Origin of the sequence: Aliisedimentitalea sp. MJ-SS2, from assembly GCF_032586155.1 — a bacterium.
In the GTDB taxonomy this organism is placed as follows: domain Bacteria; phylum Pseudomonadota; class Alphaproteobacteria; order Rhodobacterales; family Rhodobacteraceae; genus JAWHTC01.
The window spans coordinates 372,772-397,563 of record NZ_JAWHTC010000003.1 but is presented as its reverse complement, the minus strand read 5'-3'; the positions used below and the strand labels follow the sequence as shown (position 1 = coordinate 397,563).

The 24,792-nt window shown below is 59.8% G+C and carries 34 protein-coding genes; 2 read left to right on the top strand and 32 right to left on the bottom strand.

Features of this window, described 5'->3' with window-relative positions; all coding sequences use genetic code 11:
* Positions 1–511: 511 nt before the first annotated feature.
* From RXV86_RS14570 to rplO, 19 genes are all read right to left on the bottom strand, one after another.
* The gene (locus RXV86_RS14570) at positions 512–1,900 is read right to left on the bottom strand and encodes an ABC transporter permease subunit (RefSeq protein ID WP_316300974.1); all 1,389 of its coding nucleotides are present in this window, start codon (positions 1,898–1,900) and stop codon (positions 512–514) included.
* Between the two features lie 123 nt (positions 1,901–2,023).
* A complete protein-coding gene (locus RXV86_RS14565) occupies positions 2,024–3,043 on the bottom strand; it encodes an amino acid ABC transporter substrate-binding protein (protein ID WP_316300973.1) in 1,020 nt (339 codons plus the stop codon).
* 203 nt (positions 3,044–3,246) lie between these two features.
* Positions 3,247–3,963 carry an ATP12 family protein gene (locus RXV86_RS14560; RefSeq protein ID WP_316300972.1) on the bottom strand — a complete coding sequence of 239 codons (717 nt, stop codon included), beginning with the start codon at positions 3,961–3,963 and terminating at the stop codon, positions 3,247–3,249.
* Positions 3,956–4,663: an HAD-IA family hydrolase gene (locus tag RXV86_RS14555; protein WP_316300971.1), complete on the bottom strand. Its 708-nt coding sequence runs from the start codon at positions 4,661–4,663 to the stop codon at positions 3,956–3,958. The genes RXV86_RS14560 and RXV86_RS14555 overlap by 8 nt, the downstream gene beginning before the upstream one ends.
* 6 nt (positions 4,664–4,669) lie before the next feature.
* Positions 4,670–5,713, bottom strand: coding sequence for an RluA family pseudouridine synthase (locus tag RXV86_RS14550; RefSeq protein ID WP_316300970.1), 1,044 nt, complete (start codon positions 5,711–5,713; stop codon positions 4,670–4,672).
* Positions 5,710–6,093, bottom strand: a complete 384-nt coding sequence (gene crcB, locus RXV86_RS14545; RefSeq protein ID WP_316300969.1) for a fluoride efflux transporter CrcB — start codon at positions 6,091–6,093, stop codon at positions 5,710–5,712. The genes RXV86_RS14550 and crcB overlap by 4 nt, the downstream gene beginning before the upstream one ends.
* 258 nt (positions 6,094–6,351) lie before the next feature.
* Positions 6,352–6,954 (bottom strand): cytochrome b/b6 domain-containing protein, encoded by a 603-nt coding sequence (locus RXV86_RS14540; RefSeq protein WP_316300968.1) that lies wholly within the window; start codon positions 6,952–6,954, stop codon positions 6,352–6,354.
* A gap of 26 nt (positions 6,955–6,980) precedes the next feature.
* The gene (locus RXV86_RS14535; protein WP_316300967.1) at positions 6,981–7,424 is read right to left on the bottom strand and encodes a cytochrome c; all 444 of its coding nucleotides are present in this window, start codon (positions 7,422–7,424) and stop codon (positions 6,981–6,983) included.
* Positions 7,425–7,529: 105 nt separating this feature from the next.
* Positions 7,530–8,846, bottom strand: a complete 1,317-nt coding sequence (locus tag RXV86_RS14530; protein ID WP_316300966.1) for a replication-associated recombination protein A — start codon at positions 8,844–8,846, stop codon at positions 7,530–7,532.
* Positions 8,846–10,228 carry a trypsin-like peptidase domain-containing protein gene (locus RXV86_RS14525; RefSeq protein WP_316300965.1) on the bottom strand — a complete coding sequence of 461 codons (1,383 nt, stop codon included), beginning with the start codon at positions 10,226–10,228 and terminating at the stop codon, positions 8,846–8,848. Before RXV86_RS14525 ends, RXV86_RS14530 begins: the two co-directional genes overlap by 1 nt.
* A gap of 302 nt (positions 10,229–10,530) precedes the next feature.
* A complete protein-coding gene (gene rplQ, locus RXV86_RS14520) occupies positions 10,531–10,956 on the bottom strand; it encodes a 50S ribosomal protein L17 (protein WP_316300964.1) in 426 nt (141 codons plus the stop codon).
* A 178-nt stretch (positions 10,957–11,134) separates the two neighbouring features.
* Positions 11,135–12,151, bottom strand: a complete 1,017-nt coding sequence (locus RXV86_RS14515; RefSeq protein ID WP_316300963.1) for a DNA-directed RNA polymerase subunit alpha — start codon at positions 12,149–12,151, stop codon at positions 11,135–11,137.
* A gap of 109 nt (positions 12,152–12,260) precedes the next feature.
* Positions 12,261–12,650 (bottom strand): 30S ribosomal protein S11, encoded by a 390-nt coding sequence (gene rpsK / locus RXV86_RS14510; RefSeq protein WP_316300962.1) that lies wholly within the window; start codon positions 12,648–12,650, stop codon positions 12,261–12,263.
* A gap of 15 nt (positions 12,651–12,665) precedes the next feature.
* A complete protein-coding gene (gene rpsM, locus RXV86_RS14505) occupies positions 12,666–13,034 on the bottom strand; it encodes a 30S ribosomal protein S13 (protein ID WP_316300961.1) in 369 nt (122 codons plus the stop codon).
* A gap of 314 nt (positions 13,035–13,348) precedes the next feature.
* Entirely contained in the window at positions 13,349–13,612 is a 264-nt protein-coding gene (locus RXV86_RS14500) for a hypothetical protein (protein ID WP_316300960.1), read from the bottom strand.
* 218 nt (positions 13,613–13,830) lie between these two features.
* Positions 13,831–14,235 (bottom strand): hypothetical protein, encoded by a 405-nt coding sequence (locus tag RXV86_RS14495; protein WP_316300959.1) that lies wholly within the window; start codon positions 14,233–14,235, stop codon positions 13,831–13,833.
* Positions 14,232–14,876: an adenylate kinase gene (locus RXV86_RS14490; RefSeq protein ID WP_316300958.1), complete on the bottom strand. Its 645-nt coding sequence runs from the start codon at positions 14,874–14,876 to the stop codon at positions 14,232–14,234. The genes RXV86_RS14495 and RXV86_RS14490 overlap by 4 nt, the downstream gene beginning before the upstream one ends.
* Positions 14,873–16,234: a preprotein translocase subunit SecY gene (secY, locus tag RXV86_RS14485; protein ID WP_316300957.1), complete on the bottom strand. Its 1,362-nt coding sequence runs from the start codon at positions 16,232–16,234 to the stop codon at positions 14,873–14,875. The genes RXV86_RS14490 and secY overlap by 4 nt, the downstream gene beginning before the upstream one ends.
* 106 nt (positions 16,235–16,340) lie before the next feature.
* Entirely contained in the window at positions 16,341–16,814 is a 474-nt protein-coding gene (rplO, locus tag RXV86_RS14480; RefSeq protein ID WP_316300956.1) for a 50S ribosomal protein L15, read from the bottom strand.
* Positions 16,815–17,151: 337 nt separating this feature from the next.
* Here rplO and RXV86_RS14475 point away from each other — a divergent pair, with 337 nt between their 5' ends.
* The gene (locus RXV86_RS14475) at positions 17,152–17,997 is read left to right on the top strand and encodes a glycosyl hydrolase (RefSeq protein WP_316300955.1); all 846 of its coding nucleotides are present in this window, start codon (positions 17,152–17,154) and stop codon (positions 17,995–17,997) included.
* 112 nt (positions 17,998–18,109) lie between these two features.
* Positions 18,110–18,706: a thioredoxin fold domain-containing protein gene (locus tag RXV86_RS14470; RefSeq protein WP_316300954.1), complete on the top strand. Its 597-nt coding sequence runs from the start codon at positions 18,110–18,112 to the stop codon at positions 18,704–18,706.
* 15 nt (positions 18,707–18,721) lie between these two features.
* Here the strand turns inward: RXV86_RS14470 and RXV86_RS14465 are convergent, their stop codons facing one another.
* The 13 genes from RXV86_RS14465 to RXV86_RS14405 all read right to left on the bottom strand — a co-directional run bounded on the left by RXV86_RS14465 (position 18,722) and on the right by RXV86_RS14405 (position 24,710).
* A complete protein-coding gene (locus tag RXV86_RS14465) occupies positions 18,722–19,141 on the bottom strand; it encodes a hypothetical protein (protein WP_316300953.1) in 420 nt (139 codons plus the stop codon).
* Positions 19,142–19,742: 601 nt separating this feature from the next.
* A complete protein-coding gene (rpmD, locus tag RXV86_RS14460) occupies positions 19,743–19,931 on the bottom strand; it encodes a 50S ribosomal protein L30 (protein ID WP_316300952.1) in 189 nt (62 codons plus the stop codon).
* Between the two features lie 12 nt (positions 19,932–19,943).
* Entirely contained in the window at positions 19,944–20,528 is a 585-nt protein-coding gene (rpsE, locus tag RXV86_RS14455; protein ID WP_316300951.1) for a 30S ribosomal protein S5, read from the bottom strand.
* A gap of 113 nt (positions 20,529–20,641) precedes the next feature.
* Positions 20,642–21,001: a 50S ribosomal protein L18 gene (gene rplR, locus RXV86_RS14450; RefSeq protein WP_316300950.1), complete on the bottom strand. Its 360-nt coding sequence runs from the start codon at positions 20,999–21,001 to the stop codon at positions 20,642–20,644.
* An 11-nt stretch (positions 21,002–21,012) separates the two neighbouring features.
* A complete protein-coding gene (rplF, locus tag RXV86_RS14445) occupies positions 21,013–21,546 on the bottom strand; it encodes a 50S ribosomal protein L6 (protein WP_316300949.1) in 534 nt (177 codons plus the stop codon).
* A gap of 10 nt (positions 21,547–21,556) precedes the next feature.
* A complete protein-coding gene (rpsH, locus tag RXV86_RS14440; RefSeq protein ID WP_316300948.1) occupies positions 21,557–21,949 on the bottom strand; it encodes a 30S ribosomal protein S8 in 393 nt (130 codons plus the stop codon).
* 13 nt (positions 21,950–21,962) lie between these two features.
* Positions 21,963–22,268 carry a 30S ribosomal protein S14 gene (rpsN, locus tag RXV86_RS14435; RefSeq protein WP_316300947.1) on the bottom strand — a complete coding sequence of 102 codons (306 nt, stop codon included), beginning with the start codon at positions 22,266–22,268 and terminating at the stop codon, positions 21,963–21,965.
* Positions 22,269–22,288: 20 nt separating this feature from the next.
* On the bottom strand, positions 22,289–22,852 hold the full coding sequence (gene rplE / locus RXV86_RS14430; RefSeq protein WP_316300946.1) for a 50S ribosomal protein L5: 564 nt from the start codon (positions 22,850–22,852) through the stop codon (positions 22,289–22,291).
* Complete coding sequence (gene rplX / locus RXV86_RS14425) at positions 22,852–23,157, bottom strand: 50S ribosomal protein L24 (protein WP_316300945.1); 306 nt, start codon at positions 23,155–23,157, stop codon at positions 22,852–22,854. Before rplX ends, rplE begins: the two co-directional genes overlap by 1 nt.
* 1 nt (position 23,158) lies before the next feature.
* Complete coding sequence (gene rplN / locus RXV86_RS14420) at positions 23,159–23,527, bottom strand: 50S ribosomal protein L14 (protein ID WP_011567679.1); 369 nt, start codon at positions 23,525–23,527, stop codon at positions 23,159–23,161.
* A gap of 85 nt (positions 23,528–23,612) precedes the next feature.
* Positions 23,613–23,843 (bottom strand): 30S ribosomal protein S17, encoded by a 231-nt coding sequence (gene rpsQ, locus RXV86_RS14415; RefSeq protein ID WP_316300944.1) that lies wholly within the window; start codon positions 23,841–23,843, stop codon positions 23,613–23,615.
* 12 nt (positions 23,844–23,855) lie between these two features.
* Positions 23,856–24,062 (bottom strand): 50S ribosomal protein L29, encoded by a 207-nt coding sequence (gene rpmC / locus RXV86_RS14410; protein WP_316300943.1) that lies wholly within the window; start codon positions 24,060–24,062, stop codon positions 23,856–23,858.
* A gap of 261 nt (positions 24,063–24,323) precedes the next feature.
* Positions 24,324–24,710: a hypothetical protein gene (locus RXV86_RS14405; RefSeq protein WP_367575565.1), complete on the bottom strand. Its 387-nt coding sequence runs from the start codon at positions 24,708–24,710 to the stop codon at positions 24,324–24,326.
* Positions 24,711–24,792: the final 82 nt, after the last annotated feature.

The following is a 24,792-nucleotide window of genomic DNA, read 5'->3' as shown; positions in this document are numbered from 1 at the left end:
CAAGACAAATCCCGCAACCACAAGCAACGGCGTCCAAAAGGCGCCGCCCCAAAGCATCCAGGGAAATAGAACCGGAAAAATCGCGGTGAACCAGAACAGTTTTGGACTGACCTTGTCCGAGAACAGGACAGGCGCCAGTGCCACACCCAGAAGGGCAATCGCCACGATCGGGCGCCAATACAAGTCGGCGGGATAGAAGCCAAAGAACAGCTGCACCCAACGATCCCGGATCACGCCCCAGCACGCGCCCGCATAATGGCCCTCGCGGCCCATTTCATGCAGGATGTCACGGCACTCATTCAGCGACGCAGCTTTCCAGGTCGGTGACAGGACCCAGGGTACAAGACCCATAAGGATCATGGCGAGAAAGAACACCGAGACGATGGTCAGCGCGGTGTTGAACCAGCCCGAGAACAGGTTTTCACGCATCCAGCCGATCACACCCGTGGTCGAGGCCGGTGGCTCCTGTTCCGGGACCATCTCTTTGCGGACAAATCCGATATCGCTCATCTTATCTCTCCACCAGTTTGACGCTGTTGTTGTACCAGTTCATCACTGCCGAGATGCTCAGCGAGATGGTCAGGTAGATCAGCATGCCCAGCATCACGGTCTCAAGTTCGCGACCGGTCTGGTTCAGGGTGATGCCCATCAACGTGCCCGTGATGTCCATGTAACCCACGGCAATGGCCAGCGAGCTGTTCTTGGTCAGGTTCAGCCAGTTGGAAATCAGCGGCGGAATGATGACACGCAGCGCCTGCGGCAGAACCACGAGGGACATGATCCGGTTGGGGCGCAGGCCCAGAGCGGCGGCGGCTTCGGTCTGACCGTGGCTGATCGCCATGATCCCGGCGCGGACGATTTCCGCGATGAAGGCGGCCGTGTAGAGCGACAGCGCCAGCCAGAGGGCAATCAGCGAGTTGCGCATATGCGTCCCGCCCTTGAAGTTGAAGCCCTTGAGCTCGGGATAGCCAAGATAGAAGCCCAGCACGTAAAGCAGGATCACCATCGGCACGACCACGACGCCGAAGCGCAGGTACCAGGTGGTCGGGCGCTCGCCCGTGGCCTCTTGGATATGGTCGGCACGGGTCTTGATGCGATGGCTGGCATAGAACCCGCCAAAGAGCACCAGAAGCACGGCCATCAGATCAAGGCTGATCTGGAAGGTGCCGCACCCGGTATCGGGTTCGCCTGCGCCGGGGCCTTCGGTGGCGTAATAGCGTTTGCACGACCCGTCCTCGGCATTGGCCCCGATGGCGATATCGCCAAGGCCCACGCGCCAGCCGGTCGGCTCATCCAGAAAGTTTCCCTTATCGTCTTTAGCGTCACGGCCAAAGATCGGCTCAGGCACATAGATGCCGCGATTGGTGATCGCCACGGTGTCGTTCAGCATCATCGCGGACGTGGCGTTCTCGCCACGGAAGGCCTTGGGCGGTGGCAGACTTTCGATCAGGATCGCCATAACAAGCACGATCCACAGCAGCACCGGCACGTTCCGGAACATTTCCACGTAAACCGCCATCAGCCGCGACACAATCCAGTTCTTCGACAGGCGCAGCACACCGACAAAGACGCCGATTATCGTGGCCGTGATACAGCCCAAAAAGGCCACCAGCAGTGTGTTGAGCACGCCCGAGAAGGCTGCCCTCAGATGGGTGTCCTGGTTGGTATAGTCGATCAGGCGCTGGTTGATGTCATAGCCGGCTGGATCGGTCAGGAACCGAAACGAGGGTTCCTTGCCCAATGCGGCGAGGTTCTGCGCGGTGTTGGATATCAGCCAGCCGATCAGGACCAGAAACCCGATCAGGGCGACAACCTGGATCGTCATGGAACGATAGCGGGTGTCGTAGATCAGCTGCGATAGCCGAAACCCCTCCTTGGGAGGGTCGGAAAGCGTTGTCATGGATGACGTCCCTGTTGTTGTCCGGACCCTGTCTCTGGCGGGGTTTTCCCCGCTCTTGCGAATCCGATTCTCTTTGGGAAAGGAAAAAGGGCGCGGGTAAAACCGCGCCCTTCTCCGTAGGTCTTAGCGGAACGGCGGCGAGTAGAGCAGGCCACCATCGGTCCATTGCGCGTTCAGACCACGCGACAGGCCGATCGGGGTGTTCTCACCGATGTTCTTCTCGAAGATCTCACCGTAGTTGCCGTTGACCATCAGGGCGTTCTTCGCCCAGTCGGCCGACAGGCCGAGCATCTCGCCGAGGTTGCCCTCGGTGCCCAGCAGACGGTTGATTTCCGGGTTGTTGGTCGCAGCTGCCGACATCTCGCCGATATTGGCCGAGGTCACGCCCAGCTCTTCAGCGGTGATCAGCGCGTTCAGCGTCCAGCGCACCACGTCGCCCCATTCGTTGTCGCCGTGGCGGACAAGCGGGCCAAGCGGCTCTTTCGAGACGATTTCCGGCAGAACCACGTGGTCGCCCGGGTTTTCAAACGTGGCGCGGGTTGCGGCCAGGCCCGAGGCATCGGTGGTGTAAACGTCGCATGCGCCAGCCAGGTACTGCTGCTGCGCTTCGGCGTTGGTTTCGATCGGAACCGGCTCGTAGCTGATGTTGTTCGAGCGGAAGAAATCCGCCAGGTTCAGCTCGGTGGTGGTACCGGTCTGGATGCAGACGGTTGCGCCATCGAGTTCTTTGGCCGACGAAACGCCCAGTTCCTTGGGAACCATGAAGCCCTGGCCGTCATAGTAGTTCACGCCAACGAAGGTGAACTTGAGGTCGACGTCACGCGAGAAGGTCCAGGTGGTGTTCCGGGCCAGCACGTCAACTTCGCCCGAGGCAAGCGCGGTGAAGCGGGTCTTGCCGGTGGTGGGCACGAATTCGACAGCAGATGCATCGCCAAGAACGGCTGCGGCAACCGAGCGGCAGACTGCGACGTCAAAGCCGTCCCATTCGCCGTTCGCGTCGGGGGCGGCAAAGCCCACGAGGCCGGTGGTCACACCACAGTTCAGCTTGCCACGGGCTTTCACGTCATCCAGCGTGCCCGCAGCCGCAGCACCGGCGGCAAGGCCGGCCACTGTGAGTGCGCCAAGAAATACGGTTTTTTTCATGTTTACCTCTTCCTGATGTGCCGTCCCTGTCGGACAGCTTTGTTCCGGCCATTGCGACCGGATGTGAAAACGTAGAAGGTTGCTCCCCTCCAGTGGCGACAAGTTTGGTCGGATTCATTGCAAAACGTCAAGCGTTTCATCAGCAAAAAGAATGTTACCGAACCGGGGGTTGTGCGGAATTTGGTTGACCTTGGGTAAGGGTTCTACCCCTGCCCTGCGACCAGCGCATAGAACCGTGCCGCGTGCAAAAATGCCGCCTTCTTGATCTCGGCGGCCTTGGTCGCCTCGTCATCAGGCCCCCACTGTTCCTCTTGCCAGCTCTCGTCCAGCCGCGAGAGGTCCCACAGAGTCTCAGGCGCGGCATAGGATTCGACCGCCGCGAGCCCCAGAAGAAACGAACCTGACAGCATCACCAGATCGTGGAAGGCGGTGAGTTCAAAGGCGCTCATCTGCCGGGTACGGTCCGCGATACGGACCAGAGGTAAGGCGTCCTGCGGTTTGTGCACAATTCCCCTTACTGCTTTCAAATCAATACCTTGGGATTCTCTTGCCCAGTTCAGAACCGGATCCCAGCGCTCGGATTGGCGCGCAACCAGCTCGGACGGGCCCTCGGCTCGGTAGCACAACAGATCGCTATCCCCGTAGGCTGCAATCATCTCGGCAACCTCGTCATGCTGAATCGCAACCTTGTCGATGGCGGCATTGGCCGATCGGGTGAACGGCATGGTCTGGGGATTTACCGCCTCTTCCTGCGCGTCCCACTCCGCGGCAATCTCTTTCGCCAGTTCCTCCGAGGGCACCACGAGGGCGGATTTGGCCGGTGTCTTGATCGGCCGCGCGTCCAGAAGGACGGCAAAACCATCGCCTTCGGCGGCCGTCCGGGCCGCCTTCCAGAAGCGTTTGACCTTCCATTCACTCATGAACGATTCTCCCTTTGGACTGGGGTTGAGTTGCGTTTTCCGGGGACAGGGTTTGCAGCACGGCATCCGGCAATGCCGGCATGTCGCAAACGATCAGGTCCGCTTTCAACCGGTGGGTTTCATGGTAACCCCACCCTACCCCGATGGCACGGGTCCCGGCGGCGCGCGCCATGTCGATATCATAACTGGTATCGCCGATCATCACGGCATTTTGGGCCTCGACTCCGGCTTGCGCCAGCGCCGCGCGAATCATCCCCGGATGCGGTTTTGACGGGTGAAAATCAGCCACCTGACGGGTGACGAAAAACCGGTGCAGATCATGCGCGTCGATCAAGGCATCAAGACCGCGTTTCGACTTGCCCGTGGCCACGCCCATCAACAGGAAAGGGTCTTCGGACAACCGTTCCAAGACGGCAAGGGCGCCATCGTATAGTGGCGAAGCTCCGTTGGCGGCGCGATGATCGAAATAGGCCTGCTTGTAGCCCGCAACGAGCCTTGCACGTGTGGCCCCCGTCGCTTTGGGGGCCAGAACCGGCATAGCGTGATCCAGCGAAAGCCCGACAATCGACAGGATCGCAGCGCGGTCTGGCACGGCCAAGTTTTCACTAGTAAAGGCCGCGGTCATCGCCAGCACGATTTCGGCCTGGCTGTCGGCCAGGGTGCCGTCGACATCGAAAATTGCCAGGCCCAGGTCACTCATAGGGGGTCAGGTCAGCGATTCGAACGGGTCTTCGGCGGCCATGTCGGGCGCCCAGCCCAGGGTCTCGAAGGTCTCGGCCATGTGATCCGGCAGGGGTGCGTTAACGGTGATCAATTCGCGTGTCACCGGGTGTTCAAAGCTCATCGTGCGGGCATGCAGGTGCAGTTTGCTCGAAATGATCCCGCCCAGCTTGGCGCCCCAGCCGTCGCCCAGATTCTCCTGCCCGCTGCCGCCATATTTACCGTCCCCGATGATCGGGTGACCGATCTCGGCCATATGGGCGCGCAGCTGGTGGGTGCGGCCTGTAATCGGCTCCATCGCAACCCAGGCGGCCCGGCTGGCAACCCGGTAGAGCGTGGCATATTGGGTGATCGCACGTTTGGCACCATAGGTGTGTTCCACGTCGCGGGGATGGACGCAGAGCATCTTTTCGCCCTGTCCCTTACCGCCACCCGACGCCTTTACCAGCCCGTATTTGATCTCGCCAAGGTAGGGCGTGGGCACGCCGGCGACCACGGCCCAGTAGATCTTGCGGGTTTCGCGGTGGCGCATCGCTGCGGTCAGGCCTGCGGCCACGGCACGGGTGCGGGCCAGCAGAAGCACGCCAGAAGTGTCCTTGTCGAGCCGGTGCACAAGGCGCGGTTTCTCGTCATAGCCAAAGCGCAGCGCCTCAGAGAGCCCATCGACATGGCGGGTCTGTTTGCTACCACCCTGCGTGGGCAGGCCCGCGGGTTTGTTCAGGGCGATGATATGCTCGTCCTGCCACAGGATCGCGTCCTGCATCATCCGGGCATCTTGCGGACTGACACGCGGGGTTTTCGGCATCGCTTTGGCCTCGCCCGGATCGGGCAGCGGCGGGATACGGACCTGCTGGCCCTCTTCGACGCGGGTGGCGGGTTTGGCACGGGCGCCGTCGACGCGAATCTCACCCTTGCGGCACATCTTCTCGATCCGGCCTTGGCCGACATGGGGGAACTGGCGGCGGAACCAGCGGTCAAGCCGTTGGTCACCATCACCTGCAGCAACGGTCAATATCTGTACGCGGCTCATTGATAGATCCCCCGGGTCAGCCATAGCGCCAGAACGATCGCTCCCAGCGACAGGAACACCGATGCGACGATATAGAAAACCGTCAGTCCGGTATTGCCACGCTCCCACAATGTCAGCGCATCAAGTGAAAAGGCGGAAAATGTGGTGAAGCCACCCAGCATGCCGGTCATCAACAGTGGTGCAAAGCGCATGCCGCCGCCATCCTTGTGCGCCAGCACCACCACAAGCACCCCCATCAGGAAACTGCCGGCGACATTGACCGCCAGCGTGCCCCAAGGGAATCCCGGCCCCATAAGGCGCATTGCGCCCATGTTCACCAGATAGCGCCCCGAAGCACCGATGGCCCCGCCAAGGGCGACCTGAAGTAGGTTTGTCAGCATGGCCGCTCATTCCCACCGTAAGGGCGGTAATGTCAAGGCTGAGCAGGTGCTTTCGGGCTTTGTTTTATGGGTTTAGGGCATACTCCGGTTGCCGGAGTATGTTGGCCTTGAACAGACATTAAGGGGGAGCCGCACGATCACCAGACTGTGGGATGCTGATCCAACGCAAGTTTCGACCGATTTATCCCCGTGGAATCCGCGCGGGGGCTGTTTGGCCAACGTCCATTCCAGACCATCTCCGGCTCCGCCCTGTCCGCCCTATTCAGACCTATCTCGTCGCACCAGCTTCCATCCGGCGATCATCGGTGTGACCAGGTCTTCGCGTTTGAAAAACCGGTAGAACAGGATCGCCGACAGGTGCAGCCCGACCAACGCCAGAATACCCCAGGCCATGCGGTTGTGGAGCCATGTGGCGGTGCGGTTGGCCTCGCGGTCGACCATGCCCGCCAGCGGGCCCACGTTGATGTAATCATCCGGGTCGGAGAAAAGCCCCGCGCCCACTTGCACCATCAGCGCCCCGAGAAGCGTAAAAACCGCAAGTGCGCCCAACGGGTTGTGACCAGGCCAGTAAGAGGGCGCGCGTTTGCCCAGCCTCGCAATGTAGCGGGCGGTGGCTCCGGGGCCGTAGGTGAAATGGGAAAACCGCGCCGGACCGGGGCCAATCAGGCCCCAGATCACGCGGAACCCCAGCAGCACAATAACCGCGTAACCGAAATAGAAATGCAGTGTCATTACGTTGGGGCCGAAATGCCCCAACATCCAGGCCCCGCTTACACAGACGGCCAAGGTCCAGTGAAACAGGCGCAGCCCCGGATCCCAGATTTTTTCCCGGGAAACCCCGTTGGGAAGTTCAGCTGCCATATCGGGTCTGCGCCAACAGGTTTCGCTCAGTCTTCGCGATAGTTGTCGTGGCAGCTCTTGCAGGCGCCGCCCACGGCCTCCAATGCGTCGACCATGTCGGCCTTGTCGAAGCCTGCCACCTCGGTCAGTTTATTTGCGGCCTCGAAAAGCGCGTCAGCCTTTTTCTGAGCTTCGGTGAATTCGTTCCAGATCGCGGGCTTGGCGCGCGAACCCTTGATTTCCGCCGACGACGTGCCCGGCATATAAAGGTGACCCAAGTTATAGGTGGTCAGCAGCACGATGTTGTTGGCCGCGGTTTCAGCAGCGGCGCCCTCATAGTCACGCTCGCCTTTGGCCATGGCCGCAAGGATGCCCATGTTGGCGCCCAACAGTTTGTAGAAGCCCTGGCGGGCAGCGACGGTATCTTCGGCGGGGCCAGCATGGGCGAGCACCGGAGCGACAACAAGGGCGGCGATAAGGGTTTTGCGCATGATCTGTCTCCATACAATTGAGTGGCTTAACGTCCTCTAGACTAAGCAAAGGAGATTTCCGGCTCAACCGCCTGCATGTTGAGTCACCCTGAAAAACTGCACGACCTATGTGTCTTTCCGCCGCTTCAGGCGCAGTCCCGTGAAAAAATCCAGCCGCTTTTTCAATTCCCGCTCAAAGCCGCGCTCAACCGGCTGATAGAGAACCGGGCGTTTCATCCCGTCAGGGAAGTAGTTCTGACCTGAGAACCCGTCCTCGGCATCGTGGTCATAGGCATACCCGTCACCATAGCCGTGATCCTTCATCAGCGAAGTTGGCGCGTTGAGGATATGTTTGGGCGGCGGTTCGGAGCCGGTCTGTTTCGCCGATTTGCGCGCCGCCTTGTAGGCGACGTAGACCGCGTTCGATTTCGGCGCCAGCGCCAGGTAGGTCACGGCCTGCGCCAAGGCCAATTCCCCTTCCGGCGTTCCAAGCCGTTCATAGGTTTCCCAGGCGTGCAGGCATTGGGTCTGGGCGTTCGGATCGGCCAGCCCGATATCCTCAACCGCCATGCGCGTCAGGCGACGGGCCAGGAAACGCGGGTCTTCGCCGCCTTCCAGCATGCGGGCAAACCAGTAAAGCGCCGCATCCGGATCCGAGCCGCGCACCGATTTGTGCAGAGCGGAGATCAGGTTGTAATGCTCATCGCCGGACTTGTCATACTTGGCGGCGCGTTTCATCAGGCGTTTCGACAGGCTCTCGGTGTCAAGTTTGCCGTCAATCTTCCACGCCATCACCTGTTCGATCAGGTTCAAGAGCGCCCGGCCGTCCCCATCGGCCATTTCCAAAAGCGCCTCGCGGGCGTGGCCATCAAGTGGCAGGGGTTTGTTCAACTCTTTCTCGGCCCGTTGTGCCAGGCGTTCCAGCGCCGCGAGGTCGAGGCGGTTCAGGACCAGCACCTGCGCGCGGCTGAGGAGGGCCGCGTTCAATTCGAAGCTGGGGTTCTCGGTTGTGGCACCCACAAGAAGGATGGTGCCATCCTCCATATGCGGCAGGAACCCGTCCTGCTGGGCCTTGTTGAAGCGATGGATTTCGTCAACGAAAAGTAGCGTGCCCTGCCCGTTGGCGCGGCGGTGCTTGGCGGCCTCGAACACTTTGCGAAGCTCGGGAACGCCGGTGAAGATCGCGCTGATCTGGACGAAATGCAGGTCGGTCTCGTCCGCCAGAAGCCGGGCGATGGTGGTCTTGCCGACACCCGGAGGCCCCCAGAGAATGAGCGATCCCAATGCCCCGGCCCCCAGCATAACGCCCAGTGGGGCCTCGGGGCCGAGGATATGTTCCTGACCGATCACCTCGGACAGGGCCGCCGGGCGTAGACGGTCGGCAAGCGGACGCGGACCCTTAGCACCTTCGGGCGGCGGGGCGTTATCGAATAAATCCGACACTAGAGCCGGAACCGCATCACGACACGGCGCGCACCGCGCTGTACGTCGAGGGTCAGGCGCCGCGAAGCTTTCCTGAGAGCCGCAACTGCGGCGGTGCTGTCATGGACCTCTTCACCATTGATCGAGCGCAGCACATCGCCGCGCGCAAGCCCGGCACGCGCCCCAGCCGGGCCGGGATCGGCCACGACGACACCATCGACTGACAGGGGCAGACCCAATTCAGCCAGAACTGCGGGGTTGAGCGACCATAACACCATCCCCGGCAATGCCGAGCGTTTGCCGGTGGTCTGTGCATCACGCGATGGAACATCGGGGGCTGCCATCAAAGCGACCGCGACCGCTTCGGCCTCACCCGCCCGGATGCGTGTCACGGCGACAGTGTTACCCAGACCGGCAACGGTCATGCGAAAGATCATCTCATCGGGGGTGTTTACCGCCTGTCCGCCGACAGCGACGATCACGTCGCCAGGCTGGAACCCGGCGGCGAGGAATGGGCTGACCTCGTGCAGGTCCGAGATCACCAGGCCCTGGGGCGTGGCCAGCCCGAGACTTTCGGCAATGTCGCTGTCCACCGGCTGCCCATTCATTCCCGCCCAGGGGCGTTGGAACTTGTCATGGCCGTCGCGGGCCTGCTCGACGAAACGCTGTACGAGGGAAGACGGAATGGCAAAGCCGATCCCGTTCGATCCGCCCGAGCGGGTCAGGATGCGGGTGTTGATGCCGACAAGCGCACCGTTGACGTCGACCAGCGCACCGCCAGAGTTGCCCGGATTGATCGGCGCATCGGTCTGAATGAAATAGCCGCGCGCGCCGCCCGAGGCGGTGCCCGAGCGCGCGAGGCCGGAAATGATGCCGCTGGTCACCGTCTGGCCAACGCCAAACGGGTTGCCGATGGCCAGCACCAGCTCGCCGACTTCTATACTCTCGCTGTCACGGAAAGGCAGATGTGGCATATCGCTGGCACCATCGAGTTGCAGGATGGCAAGATCGCTTTCCTGGTCGGCCAAAAGGACGCGGGCGTCGTATTCGCGGCGATCGTTGAGAACGACGCGGATGTCAGTGGCCTCGCGCACAACGTGGTAGTTGGTGACCATTAGCCCGTCACCGGCCAGGATCACTCCCGAGCCAAGGCTGTTTTGCACCTGTGGCCGCGGTGGTCCGCTAAAGCCCTGGAAAAAGTCCTGGAAGAACGGATCGTTCATGAAGGGGCTGGATTGCACCTGGACCACGCGCTTTGCGTAGATATTGACCACCGCCGGGGCGGCCTGTTTGACCAAGGGGGCAAATCCGAAGCTGATTTCGGCTTGCGACGTGGGCACCCGGGTTTCCGCTGCAAGCGGCACGGCAGCGAGGGCGAAGATCAGGCAGAGACTGCGGAACATGTTTGGCTCCCTTTGACGTGGTCAAGATATGCGGAGCCGCAGGCGGGAATGCAAGTGGAGGTAAACCGGCCATGGCTCGCAGTCGTTACTTTGACCGGCGGTGGCCTTGATCTGACATTGAGGAAAAGCCGTACGCTCGCCGATCCGCGGGGTGGCGAACCGCACTGTCAGCATGGCACTTTTTCTCGGTCTCATCCAAAGAACCTCGTTGTTCCACATGGCCTTACCCAATTGCCGCCCCCTAAAAGCAAAACCCCCGCCACATCGGACGGGGGTTTACTGAATTCTTCGGGATGAAGAGCTTACTCTTCGTCCATCGCCTCTTCTGCGGCGGCAACGCGGGCCTTGTCGGCGGCACCTTTGGCGTCAACGTCGCGGTCGACCAGTTCGATGATCGCCATTGGCGCCATGTCGCCGTAACGGAAGCCGGCCTTAAGAACGCGAGTGTAGCCGCCTTGACGCTCGGCATAGCGCGGGCCCAGAACCTCGAACAGCTTGGCGACGTCCTTGTCTTCCTTGAGCTGGCTTGCGGCCTGACGACGGGCGTGCAGATCGCCGCGTTTGCCCAGCGTGATCAGCTTGTCCATGACGCGCTTGAGTTCTTTGGCTTTCGGCAGGGTCGTTTTGATCTGCTCGTGCTCGATCAGGCTGCCAGCCATGTTCGAGAAAAGCGCCTTGCGGTGCTCGTGGGTCCGGTTGAGGCGACGATAGCCTTTTGCGTGACGCATGTGTCTTACTCCTTATGCCCTCTACGGGCGGTTTTACTTTGTCTGGCCTGCGATGCGTGTCACCGGCTCTCCTTGGGGCATCAGGCCCAGTTTGGTCCCCGCCAGTGCGGGCATTGTGGATGGTGCGTGAAATCACGCACCCTACATTTCCGGCGTAGGGTGCGTGTTCACACGCACCTTAAAACGCGTCTTCGAATTTCTTGGCCAGATCTTCGATGTTGTCCGGCGGCCAGTCCTCGACGTCCATGCCGAGGTGCAGACCCATGCCCGAGAGCACTTCCTTGATCTCGTTCAGCGACTTGCGACCGAAGTTCGGGGTGCGGAGCATCTCGGCTTCGGTTTTCTGGATCAGGTCGCCGATGTAGACGATGTTGTCGTTCTTCAGGCAGTTGGCCGAACGTACCGACAGTTCCAGCTCGTCCACTTTCTTCAGGAGAAGCGGGTTGAACTCGAGACCATCGTCTTCTTCCTGACGGCCGGCGGCTTCGGGCTCTTCGAAGTTGACGAAGATCGACAGCTGGTCCTGCAGGATACGGGCAGCAAAGGCCAGCGCGTCATCCGGCGTGATCGACCCGTCGGTGTCGATCTTCATGGTCAGCTTGTCATAGTCCAGAACCTGGCCTTCACGAGTCGGCTGCACGTCATAGGAGACACGCTTGACCGGCGAATAGATCGCGTCGATCGGGATCAGGCCGATCGGTGCGTCTTCAGGCTTGTTCTTGTCAGCCGCGACATAGCCTTTGCCGGTGTTGACGGTCAGTTCCATGTAGACATCGGCACCATCGTCAAGGTGACAGATGACGTGATCGCGGTTCAGGATCTCGATTCCGGCGCTGTCAGAGATGTCACCGGCGGTGACAACACCCGGGCCCTTGGCATTGATCGACAGGCGCTTGGGCCCTTCGACTTCCATGCGGACCGAAACACCTTTGAGGTTCAGAACGATGTCGGTGACGTCTTCGCGCACACCGGCAACCGAGCTGAACTCGTGCAGAACGTTGTCGATTTGTACCGACGTGATCGCGGCACCTTGTAGCGAGCTCATCAGAACCCGGCGCAGCGCGTTCCCCAGCGTCAGACCAAAGCCGCGTTCCAGCGGTTCGGCGACGATGGTGGCCTGACGGGTCGGGTCATTGCCCGGCTTGACGTCAAGCGCTGTGGGTTTGATCAGTTCCTGCCAATTCTTGTGGATCATGCGTCCCTCCATTCTTGTCTTTGCCCCATGTCCAAAGGCCAAAGACGCCCGAGGTTAAAATGACGGACCGGGGCCGTGCGGATGCACAACCCCGGAAAGCTCGAATATATCAGACCCGGCGACGTTTCGGCGGGCGGCAGCCGTTGTGCGCGATCGGGGTCACATCACGAATCGAGGTGATGTTGAAGCCGATGGCGGCCAGCGCGCGCAGTGCCGATTCACGGCCCGAGCCGGGGCCCTGCACTTCGACTTCCAGCGTTTTCACGCCGTGGTCCTGTGCCTTGCGGCCTGCATCTTCTGCAGCCATCTGCGCGGCATAGGGGGTCGATTTACGCGAGCCCTTGAAGCCCATGGTGCCGGCCGACGACCATGCGATCGCGTTGCCCTGCACGTCCGAGATCAGGATCTTGGTATTGTTGAAGCTGGAGTTCACATGTGCGACGCCAGCAGCGATGTTCTTGGAGACCTTTTTCTTGGTCCGACGGGTATCACGTGCCATTGATCAAGCCCTCCCTTATTTCTTCTTGCCGGCAATGGCCTTTGCGGGGCCTTTGCGGGTGCGAGCGTTGGTGTGAGTCCGCTGACCGCGAACCGGGAGGTTACGACGATGGCGCAGACCGCGATAGCAGCCCAGGTCCATCAGGCGTTTGATGTTCATCTGCACTTCGCGGCGCAGGTCACCTTCAACCATGTAGTTGGCGTCGATGTGCTCGCGCAGCGCCAGAGCTTCGGCGTCGCTGAGTTCATTCACACGACGGGTCGAGTCGATGTTCACGGCTTCGCAGATGGCCTTGGCCGAGGTATGGCCGATACCGGTGATGTAAGTGAGCGCGATCGGAACGCGCTTGTGCGTCGGGAGGTTGACGCCAGCAATACGTGCCACGTGGGACTTCCTTTCGTTGCGGTTCCGTAGCGCCGGAACCTTTTTTCACAACGTAAGCCCGAGGCGATTTTGCGCTTCGGGCCGCAGCTGAATTCGAGGTTGTCAGATCAAGCCGGGTGCGACCCGGGCAGAATCAGTTCTCCGAGGAGATGGTGCTGGGTATTGGGAAATCCAACAGGCGTCAAGTACCAACTAGACCATGCCCGCAAATACCGGGAATGGCCACCGTGAAGTGCCCGGAATCTGGTCTCGTATTGCTACGGAATCGTAACGCAATTCCGCAGCAGGCTCATGTCGCAATCCGGGGGTTCCCCTCAGTAGGAATAGTACATGTGGCCGCTGCGCGACGCAGCAATTGTCAGAATGATCACGAGCGCCAGTACCAGTGGCACACCGTTGATCGACGCCTGTCCGCTTGCGCTTGCTGCTGATGCCGGGCTGCTGCTTTGCGTGCTGACCATGGCGCTTTTGATTTGTTGCTCGCTCATATTGGTTTCACGGCCTTGGGCCAACGGAGCGGTTGCAGTGGCCGCGGTCAGCGACAGGGCCAATACGGATGCAGTGACAGCTTTTTTCATGTGTAGTCCCCCAATTGATGCGCGGGGAGGATCAGAAGACACCCCAAACACCCCGCTTTGCGACCGGAAACCGGGCACGGGCATCAAGGGCAGATCTACAGGAACAATCACAATCGGAACCGGCATCCCCCGATGCCGTGAGACGATGATGACGCTCTTTGGCGATTCGTGCAAACGCTGCACCGGGTCAACAGGCGCAGGTTGAACCCGCGCCCCTGTCAGTCCCTGCAGGGATAGAACTGCGCTGCCAGCGTACCGCGCGGATCAAGCCGGACCGAGATATACCTGGGATACTTCACGTCATAGTCGATGCCGGTTTCGTCATGCATGCTGAAACGCATGACCTGAGTCCAGCTTTCCGTGTCGTTCATGCAGGAGACCTTCATTTCCACCGGCGACCGGCGCTTGAGCAGCCTGCCGAGGTCCTTCTTCCAGGTACACTCGAAATAGTGGTTCCCGACACTGCGCTCGGACAGGAAGGTCGTGTCCATCAACTCCGTCACGCCATCGCCGGCGTCACAGAGGCCGGGATCGGACATGTAGAGCATGTTGCCGGCAAAGGATTGCGTTGCGGCGGCCGAAACCAGTGCCGCGGCTGCCGCGATGCGCGCCGCCCGGATCACCCGTCCAGCGCGCCGGCGATGGCCGATTGCACTTCGGCAATCTCGCCCAGACCATCGACCGATTTCAGCTGACCCTTGGCATAGTAATAGCCGATCAGTGGCGAGGTCTTCTTGTAGTATTCCATCAGCCGGGTGCGCAGCGACTCTTCGTTGTCGTCGGCGCGGTGCTTCATGTCCTGGGCACCGCACTTGTCACAAGTGCCGTCAACCGCTTCGGGCTTGGTGGTCTTGTGATAGACCTCGCCACAATTGCCGCAGGTGTAACGGCCGGTGATCCTGTCGACCAGCGCATCGTCATCGACCTGCATCTCGACCACGGCATCAAGGCTTTCACCACATTCCGCCAGCAGGGTTGCCAGCGCGTCGGCCTGAGCCAGGGTGCGCGGGAAGCCATCGAAGATGAAGCCGCCCTGTTTGTCGCCTTCAAGCTTCTCGCGGATCAGCCCGATCACGATCTCGTCGGTCACAAGTTCACCGCGCGCCATGACGTCGGCAACGATCTTGCCCATCTCGGTGCCGCTGTCCTTGGCCTCGCGCAGCATGTCGCCGGTCGAGAGCTGGATCATGTCGCGGGTGTCGACCAGGTTACGTGCCTGGGTGCCTTTGCCTGCGCCGGGCGGTCCGAGAAGGATGATATTCATTTGCGAGTGGGTCCTCTGCGTTTGCGACGGCGGCCTTTGCCGGAAAGCTGCGATTTCTCGATCAGACCTTCATATTGATGCGCCAGAAGGTGGCTTTGCACCTGCTGGATGGTATCCATCACCACCGACACAACAATCAGCACCGAGGTGCCCCCGAAGTAAAACGGGATCGCCAGCTGACTGCGCAGGATCTCGGGTAGCAGGCAGACCAGCGCCAGATAGGCCGAGCCCAGAACCAGCACGCGGTTGACCACGTATTCCAGGTATTCGGCGGTCTTCTTGCCCGGGCGGATGCCAGGAACAAAACCATTCTGGTTCTTCAGATTATCGGCCACGTCATCGGGTTTGAAGCTGACGTTGAAGGTGTAGAAGTAGGCGAAAAACACGATCATCGCCACGAAGAACAGCAGGTAGAGCGGCTGACCCGGGCCGAAATAGGCCAGGATTGTCGACATCACTGGACCGGTCTGATTGCCTGAGAACGTGCTGATCGTTACCGGCAACAACAGAAGCGAGCTGGCAAAGATCGCCGGGATCACGCCCGACGGGTTGACCTTGACCGGCAGGTGAGACGAGCCACCCTCGTATACTTTCATACCCTGTTGGCGGCGCGGATACTGGATATGGATCTTCCTGAGCGCCCGTTCCATGAAGACCACGAAGGCAATTGTCACAACCACCATCACCATCACACCGATGATCACGGCAGGGCTGATCGCACCCGAGCGGCCCTGGCTGAAGAATTGCGCCAAGGCGGCGGGAACCTCGGCGATGATGCCGACGAAGATAATGAGCGAGATGCCGTTGCCGATGCCGCGATTGGTGATCTGTTCACCCAGCCACATCAGGAACATGGTGCCGCCCACAAGGGTGATCATGGTCGAGGCGCGGAAAAACATGCCCGGGTCGGTGGCCAACTCGCCCGCCTCAAGGCTGACGGCAAGGCCGTAGGATTGCAGCGTGGCGAGGAAAACCGTGCCGTAACGGGTGTATTGGTTGATCTTCTTGCGGCCCTGCTCGCCCTCTTTCTTGAGTTGCTCAAGCGAGGGAACCATCGAAGTCAGAAGCTGTACGATGATCGAGGCCGAGATGTAGGGCATGATGCCCAGGGCAAAGATACCCATCCGCGAAAGCGCACCGCCGGTGAACATCGACAGAATGCCACCAATGCCGGCTGCCGCGCCTTCCATGAACTCGCGCAGGGCAATGCCGTCGATCCCGGGCACCGGAATAAAGGTGCCAAGGCGATAGACGATCAGCAGTCCAAGCGTGAACAGGATGCGATTGCGAAGGTCGGTGGCTTTCCCAAGCGCCGCCCAGCTTGTGTTGGCGGCCATTTGCTCTGCGGCAGATACCATTCTAGGTGCTCTTTCATGCGAGCGCCGCCAGGGCGGTTTCCCAGCCCGGCGGCGCAAATTGGAAACTTGAGGTTATGTAAGGCCCCGGTGGCCCGGGGACAACCTCTTATTCGGCAGCTTTCGCAGCCGTGATCGTAAGCGAGCCGCCTGCTTTCTCGACCGCTTCGACAGCAGCCTTCGACGCACCGGTCACTTCGAGGTTCAGCTTGGCGCTAACGTCGCCCTTGGCTAGAACGCGCACACCGTCCAGTTTGCGGCGTACAAGGCCGCTTTCGACCAGCACGTCTTCGGTGATGGCTTTCTTGGCGTCCAGTTTCTTGTCGTCGACGAATTTCTGGATCAGGCCAAGGTTGATTACGGCAAATTTCTTGCGGTTCGGCTTGTTGAAGCCGCGCTTGGGCAGCCGTTGGTAGAGCGGCATCTGGCCGCCTTCGTAGCCGGCAATGGCCACACCCGAACGGGATTTCTGACCCTTGATACCCCGGCCACCGGTTTTACCTTTGCCCGAACCCGGGCCGCGGCCGATACGTTTGCGGGATTTGGTTGCGCCGTCGTTGTCGCGCAGTTCATGCAATTTCATGTCGCTTCTCCTTTGCCGGAATTGACCCATGAAGCGTAAAGGGCCAAACGCGGCGTTTCTTGGTTTTTGAATCGGGCCGAGCGGCCACCGGGCGCGTATAGACCCAAGACGCGCATCGCGCAAGGGGGCTTGCAAACCGGTGCATCCGTCACGATCCGGCACCTGCGACAACGCCACGCAGCGGATTGGCATAGCGGCAAGGCCAAATACTCGTTAAAGGCGTATTAATCATCAACAACTACATCATAGCGCAAGCGTAACGTCACAATTCTGCCTTTGCGGGACCCAATTCCCGTCACCCGCGGAATCTAGTCTACCCGAAAAGTACGAGGGACATATGCTTCGGACATTCGCGTTCTTGATCGGATTCATGATGACGGCCATGCCTGCCTTGGCTCAAAAGGTCGGTGTTGGTGCGTGGGAAAACGGCAACCGCACGACGCTTGACTGGATCGAGGACCGTGCCGGTCTTAGCTGGTACTACAACTGGCGCACCGACCATATCTGGCACAAGGGCGGCACGGCGCGCACCGTTGAATTCGTGCCGATGATCCATTCCGCAAAAGACGTGAATAAGCGCATCACCTCGAGTCGCCGGGTCAAGGCCCTGCTGGGTTTCAACGAGCCGGACCAGAAAAACGGCAAGCACCAGGCCGGCATGTCGGTGCAGGAAGCCATTCGCCTGTGGCCCAAACTGGAAAAGCGCGGATTGCGCCTTGGCAGCCCGGCCACCACTCAGGGTCAAACGCTGGGAAAGGGGTCATGGCAGCGTCGGTTCATGACCGAGGCGGACAAGCGCGGGCTGCGGGTCGATTTCATGGCGGTGCATTACTATTCCACCAATGGTGACGTGCGCGCCTTCCGCAAATGGCTGCAGGCTGTGCATCGTGAATACAAACGCCCGATCTGGGTGACCGAGTTTGCCATGATCAACTGGTCCCGCCCCGGCGCCGTGACCTATGAACAGAATGCCCGTTTCGCCACCGAGGCCATCGCGATGATGGAAGCCCTGCCTTACGTCGAGCGCCACGCCTGGTTTGCCGCCAACCCCTATCCGTGGAAGGGCCGCACCCCGCGGATCAATCTTGTCGATGCCAAGATGAACCCCACCCCCGTTGGTCGTGCCTTCGACCGGGTGCTGGCACGGTTCGGCGCGCGCAAGGTGGCTGGTGCAAACCCGTAAGCCAACCGCCACCCTCGCAACAATCATGCGTCATGGGAACTTTCCCGAAAATTTTGTTTCCCAAGGGCCCGATCATTGGCTAATGATAGCGGAAACACAAAAACGGGCGGTCATGATTCACAGGTTCCTTTCGGTTATTTTTGTTCTATGCGCGGCGGTGGTTGCCCATGCCGACGACATCCCCTTTGACCAACGACCCAACTGGCAGAAACAGGAAACCTGGATGGATACCAGCCAGGGCGATGTGGGTATCGATCTGGAACTTGCGGCGCAGGAAGGCAAATCGCTGATGCTGCTCTGGGAACAGCCGGGCTGCGTCTATTGCACCCGGTTGCATGAAAAGAACTTCAAGAACCCGGTAATCCGCGACCTTCTGAACAAGAACTTCCGGGTGGTGCCACTGGACATGGCCGGCAAACGCAAGGTGCGGGCGCGCGACGGCACGGTGATGACCGAAGCGCAACTGGCGCGGCGCATGAAGGTCACGGGCGCGCCGACCACGGTGGTGTTCAATTCGGGTGGTGTACTGAAAGACAAGGATTTACGGTCGGTCGCCTTCCGGATGCCGGGCTATCTGAAGTCGTTCCACTATTTCACCGTGCTGGCCTATTTCCTCAGCGATCAGCATGAGGATCTGAGCCTGCGCGAGTTCACGAAACTGCGGGCAGCGGAGTTCCGGCAGCGGGGGGTTGATCCGGAGCGGTGGTAATCGGTCTTTGAAGGCCTATTTCGAAGAGCCGGTATTCTCTGACCTGACAAGCAAAGCTCCTCGCGCCACCCAGGCGATCACGGCCCAGACCAGCGTGCGTAGGCTCATGGCGAAGAGCGTGCGGGTCTCGTAGGCGCCGCCGCGCAGGATATGCACATCAAGCGCCACCAGCACCACCGCCGAGCCGACAAAGATTAGCATAGCCAGCACCACGGCCCAGCGTTCCCGCAACCACAGCCCGACCCCGGCCAGAACATAGGCAAACCCGGCGCAGAAATTGAACCACAGCACGAAGGGCACCACCTCACCCAGAGCGGCCCGGGTCTCGGGGCTGCCAAAGAGCGCGCTGCCGCCGGAGAGGATGGTCATCAAGCCGAACAGGATCGCAACGATTGCAGCGATGTTCAGTGCCCACCTGCCTTTGGTTTGTGTCATGACCTGATCCTCTTGGGTTGACCCGTTCAGTAGACAGGCATTACGCATAATGGACCATGTGACACGTTCCCTCGTCATAACCAAATGCGGGAGTTCACCCAAACCTGGGCGGCGGAGTTCCGTGAGCGGGGGAATAATCCGGAGCAGTGGTGAACGACGGAGGTTCGCGCCCGACACCGAGGGTGGGCGCATTGAGGACTACCCATCGCATTGGGGCCCACACATCTGTTGCGTCTAACCGAAACGATACATTCCATTCGCGCCCGCCCTGGGGGGCGGGGCCCCTCTCGGCAGGTTTTCCATGGGAAAACCGCCTGCCGGTCAAAGCAGGCGCGAACCGGATCGCAAGCGATCCAGGGCCTCTTTCACCATCGGAAAACTCTGTCACCGTCGGTCGTAGCTGTCGGCTAATGCTGGTTTGCTCAAAAGACACAAAAGAACGCTCAGAAACAGGGCACGTTGCATTTTAACGATTGCCTCTCAATTGGATTCCATGTTGCTCCCATTTTTGCATTTCTTTTTCAAAAAAAAACGCCCCCGGCCATGACCGAGAGCGTTTCCTATTTCGTAGGGTGCGTGCTTACACGCACCTTCGGGCCGCTTAGCCCTTCTCTTCGACGATCTCGACCAGATGCGGGATCTTCGCGACCATGCCACGAACCGAAGGGGTATCTTCCAGCTCGCGGGTCTTGTGCATCTTGTTGAGGCCCAGGCCGATCAGCGTCTGGCGCTGTTTTTCCGGGCGACGGATCGGCGAGCCGATCTGTTTGACGACGATGGTTTTTGCCATGGTTCCGTCTCCTTACGCTTCAGCTTCGGCAGCCGGGGCGGCAGGCGCTTCGGCCGGTTTGCCCAGGATGTCGGCGACTTTCTTGCCGCGACGCTGTGCCACCATGCGCGGCGAGCTTTCTTTCTGAAGCCCGTCAATGGTGGCGCGGATCATGTTGTAGGGGTTCTGCGAGCCGATCGATTTCGACACAACGTCCTTGATGCCCAGCATCTCGAACACGGCACGCATCGGACCACCGGCGATGATACCAGTACCCTCAGGGGCGGTTCGCATCACGACTTTACCGGCGCCGTGGCGGCCTTCCATGTCGTGGTGCAGGGTGCGGCCTTCACGCAGCGGCACGCGGATCATCTGGCGCTTGGCTTGCTCGGTGGCTTTGCGGATGGCCTCGGGGACCTCTTTCGCTTTGCCTTTGCCGAAGCCGACGCGGCCTTTTTGGTCACCGACAACCACGAGAGCGGCGAAGCCAAAACGCTTACCACCTTTCACGGTTTTCGACACACGGTTGATCGCGACCAGGCGATCTGCAAATTCCGGAGTTTCCTCGCGGTCGCGACGCGGGCCGCGGCCCCGACGCTCGTTACGTTGTTCTGCCATTTGGCAATCCTTTCAAATGGGCGCGTTTTTCCGTGCGCCGTTGATCTCAATCCTGGTGCCGCAGGGCGCGACCCGGATCATCGGGAGGGCAGCAAGCCGCCCTCCTCAGGGTCTTAGACTTTCAGCCCGCCTTCACGCGCGGCGTCGGCCAGGGCCTTCACCTTGCCGTGGAACAGGAAGCCACCGCGGTCGAAATAAGCCTCTTCGACGCCCGCCTTCTTGGCGCGCTCTGCGATGGCTGTTCCGACTTTGGCCGCTGCGTCGATGTTGTTCTTGCCGACAACGCCCAGGTCTTTCTCCATCGAGGAGGCCGACGCCAGGGTGACGCCTTGAACATCGTCGATCAGCTGGCAGCTGATGTTTTTGTTCGAGCGGTGCACGGAAAGACGGATCTTGCCGCGGTTCACCTTGCGAAGCTTGTTCCGGACGCGCAGGCGGCGCTTGAGGAACAGTGTCCGTTTGCTGTTTGCCATTTTGCTGGTCCTTACTTCTTCTTGCCTTCCTTGCGGAAGATGTACTCGTCTTTGTACTTGATGCCTTTGCCTTTATAGGGCTCGGGCTTGCGCCATTCGCGGATATTGGCCGCGACCTGGCCGACGAGTTGTGCGTTGGTGCCTTCGACGATGATCTGGGTCTGTTTCGGGCAGGTGACGGTGACGCCGGCGGGGATTTGGAAATCCACGTCATGCGACAGGCCGAGGTTCAGTTTCAGGACGTTGCCCTGAAGCTGGGCCCGGTAACCCACACCGTTGATCTCAAGCTCTTTCTTGAAACCGCTGGTGCAGCCGGTGACCATGTTCTGCACCATGGTGCGGCTCATGCCCCACTGCTGGCGCGCACGTTTGGACTTGCCGCGGGGAGTAATCACCACGGTGTTGTCTTCCTGTGCAATGGTCACATCGTCGGAAGCCGTAAAGGACTGGGTGTCCTTGGGGCCTTTGATTTCGATGGTCTGGCCGGAGATCGCGGCAGTTACGCCCGACGGCAGCTCGACCGGTCTTTTACCAATTCGAGACATGTCTTTCTCCTTAGAAGACCGTGCAAAGCACTTCGCCGCCAACATTGGCTGCGCGTGCGTTTGCGTCCGACATCACACCCTTGGGGGTGGAGACAATCGACACACCCAGGCCCTGGCGGACCGAAGGAATGTCACTGACGCCCACGTAAACGCGACGGCCGGGTTTCGAAACCCGCTTGAGCTCGCGAATGACAGGGGTGCCATCGAAATATTTCAGGCTGATTTCAAGGGTCGGGTGACCGTTGGCATCGGTGCCTTTTTCGTAACCACGGATGTAGCCTTCGTCGGCCAGCACATCCAGAACCCAACCACGAATCTTTGAGGCGGGCGTGGAAACAACGGATTTACCGCGCATCTGCGAGTTGCGGATACGTGTGAGCATATCGGCGATAGGATCGTTCATAGACTTATCTCCCTTACCAGCTCGATTTCACCATGCCGGGGATCTGCCCCGACGAGCCCAGCTCGCGCAGTGCGATCCGCGAAATTTTCAGCTTACGATAGTAAGCGTGCGGACGACCGGTGAGTTGGCAACGATTGTGCAGGCGGGTGGCCGAGCTGTTGCGCGGCAGTTTCGCCAGTTTCAGGGAGGCGCGGAAACGCTCTTCCATCGGCTTTTCCTGATCGTTGATGATTGCTTTCAGCTCGGCGCGTTTGGCGGCGTATTTCTCCACCAGCTTCTGACGCTTAACTTCCCGAGCGACCATGGATTTCTTAGCCATTATCTAATTCCTCCCGCGGATCAGCTGTTGAAGGGCATGTTGAAAGCTTTCAACAGGCTCTTGGCTTCCGCGTCGGTGTTCGCGGTGGTGGCGATGACGATGTCCATGCCCCAGGCTTCGTCGACTTTATCAAAGTCGATTTCCGGGAACACGATGTGCTCTTTCAGGCCCATGGCGTAGTTGCCACGACCATCAAAGCTTTTGCCCGAAACGCCGCGGAAGTCGCGGACGCGGGGCAGTGCGATGGTGGTCAGCCGGTCGAGGAATTCGTACATCCGATCGCCACGCAGGGTGACCTTGGCACCCATCGGCATGCCTTCGCGAACGCGAAAACCAGCAATGGAGTTCTTGGCCATGGTCATCACGGCCTGTTGGCCGGCGATGGTGGTCAGGTCTGCGACAGCCGACTTGGCTTTCTTCGAGTCCTTCACGGCGGCGCGGCCACAACCGATGTTCAGCACGATCTTGTCGAGGCGCGGGATCATCATGTCGTTGGCGTAACCGAACTCTTCCTTCATGGCACCTTTGATGGTGTCCTTGTAGGCAGCTTTCAGACGCGGGGTGTAAGTTGCAGCATCAAGCATCAGATCACGTCCCCCGTGCTCTTGGCGAAGCGCACTTTCTTGTCGCCGTCCATTTTGAAACCGACGCGGGTGGCTTTGCCGTTCTTGTCCAGGAAGGCCAGGTTCGAAAGGTCGATCGGCATTGCCTTGGGCAGACGACCGCCTTGCGAGGTTTGGCTCTGACGAGTGTGGCGGATGGCCATGTTGATGCCGTCCACAACAGCTTTGCCGGCTTTCGGGTCAACGGAAGCAATGGTGCCTTCCTTGCCCTTGTCCTTGCCGGCCAGCACGACGACCTTGTCGCCTTTTTTCAGTTTCGCAGCCATATCACAGCACCTCCGGCGCGAGCGAGATGATCTTCATGAAGTTCTTCGCACGCAGCTCGCGAACCACCGGCCCGAAGATACGGGTGCCGATCGGCTCGTTGTTGTTGTTCAGGATGACGGCGGCATTGCGATCAAAGCGGATCGCGGTGCCGTCTTCGCGACGGACTTCCTTGGCGGTGCGCACGACGACGGCCTTGCGGACGTCACCTTTCTTCACGCGGCCGCGCGGGATGGCTTCCTTGACCGAGACGACGATGATGTCGCCCACGGATGCGTATTTACGCTTGGAACCACCCAGGACCTTGATGCACTGAACACGGCGCGCGCCGCTGTTGTCAGCAACATCCAGGTTGGTCTGCATCTGGATCATTTGGTTTCTCCCGACCTATGGGGGGCCGATGCATGGCCTTGTCCCCCAGGGTTTCGCTAATAAAAAGCCAAAAGGCTCTGACGGCTTACGCCTCCAGAACCTCCCAACGTTTCGTCTTGGATTTCGGCGCGCATTCGATGATGCGAACCTTGTCACCTACTTTGTAGGTATTCTGCTCATCGTGAGCCCGGTACTTCTTGGACTTACGGATGGTTTTCTTCAGAACCGGGTGCGTGAAGCGGCGTTCGACGTTCACGGTGATGGTCTGTTCGTTGGCGTCCGAGGTCACGGTGCCTTGGAGAATACGCTTGGGCATTGGTAAGGCTCCTTACTCGTCGGCGGCCGCGGCTGCGGCCTTTTCGTTCAGAATGGTGAGGACACGGGCGGTGTCACGCTTCACCACGCGCATGCGCGCGGGGTTCTCCAGCTGGTTCGTGGCCAGTTGGAAACGCAGGTTGAAGCTCTCTTTCTTGAGGTTCGCCAGCTCATCCTTGAGCTGGTCCACCGACTTCTCGCGAAGTTCGCTGGCGTTCATGCCATTTTCCTTTTTTCAACATCACTGGAGGGCCCTCTTTCGGGTTACCCTGATTCCAGTGGAGTTCATGAGTAGAAGGCTGCCCTATACGCCCGGATCGGTGATCTGGCAACCCCTTTGGGTAAATTAGTTTACGGCCCTTGTTTTACAGACAAACAAAACGGCTTTCAACAAAGGCGGCACCCGACCCGGGGTGGGTGCGTAAGCGCCCGCCCATGGGGCGGGTCGGGCGCTGCCCGGCGGTGCCGGGCGGGTAGCCATTCAACTGGAGTTTCCCCACTCAAGCAGCAGTTCTTGATTGGCCTCTTTCCATCGGTCCAAAGGACGTCGCTGCCCACTTTCGGTGAAAACTATTTCGGGCGACTCTAAACCTTTCCGGATGCAAGTTTCCGCAATCTTTCTGAAAAGGCTTGGAGACGAAGCAACATCGAAGATTCTAACATCTGCCACACAAACTTTTGCGTCTTGAATACCTGCTTCGTTTAAAGCCGTTTTGGCGCCGTCATAGATGGCATCCCAACGTTCTGTTTCAATATTTTTGAACGGCACCAATGTCCAGTTTTCAAGCAAAACACCTGACCCAGGGGGCGCCGTTTCGAATACCAATGCCAAGAAAAGAAACTCTGCTTCACCCTTGACCTGCTGCATGTGAAAATGTGCATGCCTAATCAGCACTTGGCTTGCCCCTTACAAATACATTGTTCGATGATCATATGCGGCACATTTTCAG

Coding starts and splice junctions, on each gene's coding strand:
- RXV86_RS14570 (WP_316300974.1), bottom strand. CDS start 1,900: ATGACAACGCTTTCCGACCCTCCCAAGGAGGGGTTTCGGCTATCGCAG.
- RXV86_RS14565 (WP_316300973.1), bottom strand. CDS start 3,043: ATGAAAAAAACCGTATTTCTTGGCGCACTCACAGTGGCCGGCCTTGCC.
- RXV86_RS14560 (WP_316300972.1), bottom strand. CDS start 3,963: ATGAGTGAATGGAAGGTCAAACGCTTCTGGAAGGCGGCCCGGACGGCC.
- RXV86_RS14555 (WP_316300971.1), bottom strand. CDS start 4,663: ATGAGTGACCTGGGCCTGGCAATTTTCGATGTCGACGGCACCCTGGCC.
- RXV86_RS14550 (WP_316300970.1), bottom strand. CDS start 5,713: ATGAGCCGCGTACAGATATTGACCGTTGCTGCAGGTGATGGTGACCAA.
- crcB (WP_316300969.1), bottom strand. CDS start 6,093: ATGCTGACAAACCTACTTCAGGTCGCCCTTGGCGGGGCCATCGGTGCT.
- RXV86_RS14540 (WP_316300968.1), bottom strand. CDS start 6,954: ATGGCAGCTGAACTTCCCAACGGGGTTTCCCGGGAAAAAATCTGGGAT.
- RXV86_RS14535 (WP_316300967.1), bottom strand. CDS start 7,424: ATGCGCAAAACCCTTATCGCCGCCCTTGTTGTCGCTCCGGTGCTCGCC.
- RXV86_RS14525 (WP_316300965.1), bottom strand. CDS start 10,228: ATGTTCCGCAGTCTCTGCCTGATCTTCGCCCTCGCTGCCGTGCCGCTT.
- rplQ (WP_316300964.1), bottom strand. CDS start 10,956: ATGCGTCACGCAAAAGGCTATCGTCGCCTCAACCGGACCCACGAGCAC.
- RXV86_RS14515 (WP_316300963.1), bottom strand. CDS start 12,151: ATGATCCACAAGAATTGGCAGGAACTGATCAAACCCACAGCGCTTGAC.
- rpsK (WP_316300962.1), bottom strand. CDS start 12,650: ATGGCACGTGATACCCGTCGGACCAAGAAAAAGGTCTCCAAGAACATC.
- RXV86_RS14500 (WP_316300960.1), bottom strand. CDS start 13,612: ATGAAAAAAGCTGTCACTGCATCCGTATTGGCCCTGTCGCTGACCGCG.
- RXV86_RS14490 (WP_316300958.1), bottom strand. CDS start 14,876: ATGAATATCATCCTTCTCGGACCGCCCGGCGCAGGCAAAGGCACCCAG.
- secY (WP_316300957.1), bottom strand. CDS start 16,234: ATGGTATCTGCCGCAGAGCAAATGGCCGCCAACACAAGCTGGGCGGCG.
- rplO (WP_316300956.1), bottom strand. CDS start 16,814: ATGAAATTGCATGAACTGCGCGACAACGACGGCGCAACCAAATCCCGC.
- RXV86_RS14475 (WP_316300955.1), top strand. CDS start 17,152: ATGCTTCGGACATTCGCGTTCTTGATCGGATTCATGATGACGGCCATG.
- RXV86_RS14470 (WP_316300954.1), top strand. CDS start 18,110: ATGATTCACAGGTTCCTTTCGGTTATTTTTGTTCTATGCGCGGCGGTG.
- RXV86_RS14465 (WP_316300953.1), bottom strand. CDS start 19,141: ATGACACAAACCAAAGGCAGGTGGGCACTGAACATCGCTGCAATCGTT.
- rpmD (WP_316300952.1), bottom strand. CDS start 19,931: ATGGCAAAAACCATCGTCGTCAAACAGATCGGCTCGCCGATCCGTCGC.
- rpsE (WP_316300951.1), bottom strand. CDS start 20,528: ATGGCAGAACAACGTAACGAGCGTCGGGGCCGCGGCCCGCGTCGCGAC.
- rplR (WP_316300950.1), bottom strand. CDS start 21,001: ATGGCAAACAGCAAACGGACACTGTTCCTCAAGCGCCGCCTGCGCGTC.
- rplF (WP_316300949.1), bottom strand. CDS start 21,546: ATGTCTCGAATTGGTAAAAGACCGGTCGAGCTGCCGTCGGGCGTAACT.
- rpsH (WP_316300948.1), bottom strand. CDS start 21,949: ATGAACGATCCTATCGCCGATATGCTCACACGTATCCGCAACTCGCAG.
- rpsN (WP_316300947.1), bottom strand. CDS start 22,268: ATGGCTAAGAAATCCATGGTCGCTCGGGAAGTTAAGCGTCAGAAGCTG.
- rplE (WP_316300946.1), bottom strand. CDS start 22,852: ATGCTTGATGCTGCAACTTACACCCCGCGTCTGAAAGCTGCCTACAAG.
- rplX (WP_316300945.1), bottom strand. CDS start 23,157: ATGGCTGCGAAACTGAAAAAAGGCGACAAGGTCGTCGTGCTGGCCGGC.
- rplN (WP_011567679.1), bottom strand. CDS start 23,527: ATGATCCAGATGCAGACCAACCTGGATGTTGCTGACAACAGCGGCGCG.
- rpsQ (WP_316300944.1), bottom strand. CDS start 23,843: ATGCCCAAGCGTATTCTCCAAGGCACCGTGACCTCGGACGCCAACGAA.
- rpmC (WP_316300943.1), bottom strand. CDS start 24,062: ATGAACGCCAGCGAACTTCGCGAGAAGTCGGTGGACCAGCTCAAGGAT.
- RXV86_RS14405 (WP_367575565.1), bottom strand. CDS start 24,710: ATGCAGCAGGTCAAGGGTGAAGCAGAGTTTCTTTTCTTGGCATTGGTA.